At 73.2% G+C, this 1,572-nt stretch carries 1 protein-coding gene and 1 pseudogene; both read left to right on the top strand.

Features of this window, described 5'->3' with window-relative positions; translation table 11 throughout:
- Positions 1-229 (top strand): annotated as a pseudogene (locus DQW06_RS17250) (TetR/AcrR family transcriptional regulator); the annotation flags it as partial.
- A 190-nt stretch (positions 230-419) separates the two neighbouring features.
- Positions 420-1,346: a cation diffusion facilitator family transporter gene (locus DQW06_RS17245; RefSeq protein ID WP_013153431.1), complete on the top strand. Its 927-nt coding sequence runs from the start codon at positions 420-422 to the stop codon at positions 1,344-1,346.
- The last annotated feature ends 226 nt before the right edge of the window (positions 1,347-1,572 follow it).

Genomic DNA, 1,572 nt, shown 5'->3' with positions numbered 1-1,572 from the left:
GGTCCAGGCCCCGGCCCGGTCGGCCTGGACCACCCCCGACGGTCGCACGTGGGACACGGTCCAGGAGGCCTTCCTGGCCTCCCGCGCGGGTGCGACGGGGCGCTACCCGGCCGTCGAACGCGTGACCACCGCGGGGCCGACCCCGGAGGAGGCCTTCTCGCGGGGGCTGGACTGGCTCCTGGACGGGATAGAGCTGCGCGTGCGCTCCCGCGCCGCCGAGCGCTCCTGACGCTCCGGACGGTCTCCGCGGACCGACACGGCGGCGGGGGTGCTTGCGCGGGCACCGGGCTCCCCGGAACCTGGGACAGTCCGGGGCGCGGCCCCGACCACCTCGGGCGGTCCCGGCCGGTGCGGCCGCGCCGACCGTCGGCACCGTGTCCCCGGACCGTGCGGTCCGCAGCTGACGAGGAGGCGACGCGGTGAGTGGCGAGGACAGCACGAAGGCCGTGGTCATGGCGTTGGCGGCCAATCTCGGGATCGCCGCGACCAAGTTCGTCGCCTACCTCCTGACCGCCTCGTCGGCCATGCTCGCCGAGTCGGTGCACTCGGTGGCCGACTCCGGCAACCAGCTCCTGCTGCTGATCGGCGGGCGGCGGGCCAGGCGCACGGCCACACGGGAGCACCCCTTCGGCTTCGGCCACGAGCGCTACGTCTACGCCTTCCTGGTGGCGATCGTGCTGTTCACCCTCGGCGGGCTGTTCGCCCTGTACGAGGCCTGGGAGAAGATCCGCGACCCGCACCCGATCACCTCCTGGCAGTGGGTCCCCGTCGTGGTGCTGCTGGTGGCCGCCGCCCTGGAGTCGACGGCGCTGCGCACCGCTATGCGCCAGACCAGGACGGCGCGCGCACGGGTGGGGTGGTTCGGCTTCATCCGCCGCACCAAGGCCCCGGAGCTGCCGGTGGTCCTGCTGGAGGACACCGGCGCCCTCATCGGCCTGGCCTTCGCCCTGGTCGGGGTCAGCCTCACCCTGATCACCGGCAACGGCGTCTGGGACGGGCTCGGCTCGGGGGCCATCGGACTGCTGCTGATGGTGTTCGCGGTGGTCCTGGCGGTGGAGATGAAGAGCCTGCTCATCGGTGAGTCGGCCAGCGAGGAGCACATCCGCCTCATCCGCGAGGCCGTCCTGGGCTGTGCGGACATCGACGCGGTCATCCACATGCGCACGATGCACCTGGGCCCCGAGGAGCTGCTGGTCGCCGCCAAGGTGGCCGTGGACGCCGAGGACGACGCCCGCCGCGTCACCGCCGCCATCGACGAGGCGGAGCGGCGGATCCGCGAGGCGGTGCCCATCGCCACGATCATCTACATCGAACCCGACCTCCTGCGCCCGCGGTCCGCCGACTGATGCGCCCGGCGGCCGCGCGGGCCGGGCCCGGGAACCGGGGGAGGGGCGGCCGCCCTGCGCACCGCCTTTTCTTGTGGCGTTCATCTTCGCCGGAAAAAGAAAGCGAACTCGTGTTCGAGTAAAATGAACATTGCCCGGGAATGGGCGGTCGGCGCGTGGGGGGGGGCGGAGTCGGCGCCGACGCGTGCGGCCCGGGCCAGCAGGGAAAACGGGGCGCCCTGTCCCG

The sequence above is a fragment of the Nocardiopsis sp. TNDT3 genome, from assembly GCF_003427465.1.
Taxonomy (GTDB): Bacteria; Actinomycetota; Actinomycetes; order Streptosporangiales; family Streptosporangiaceae; genus Nocardiopsis; species Nocardiopsis dassonvillei.
This window is presented reverse-complemented; position numbering and strand designations above follow the sequence as displayed.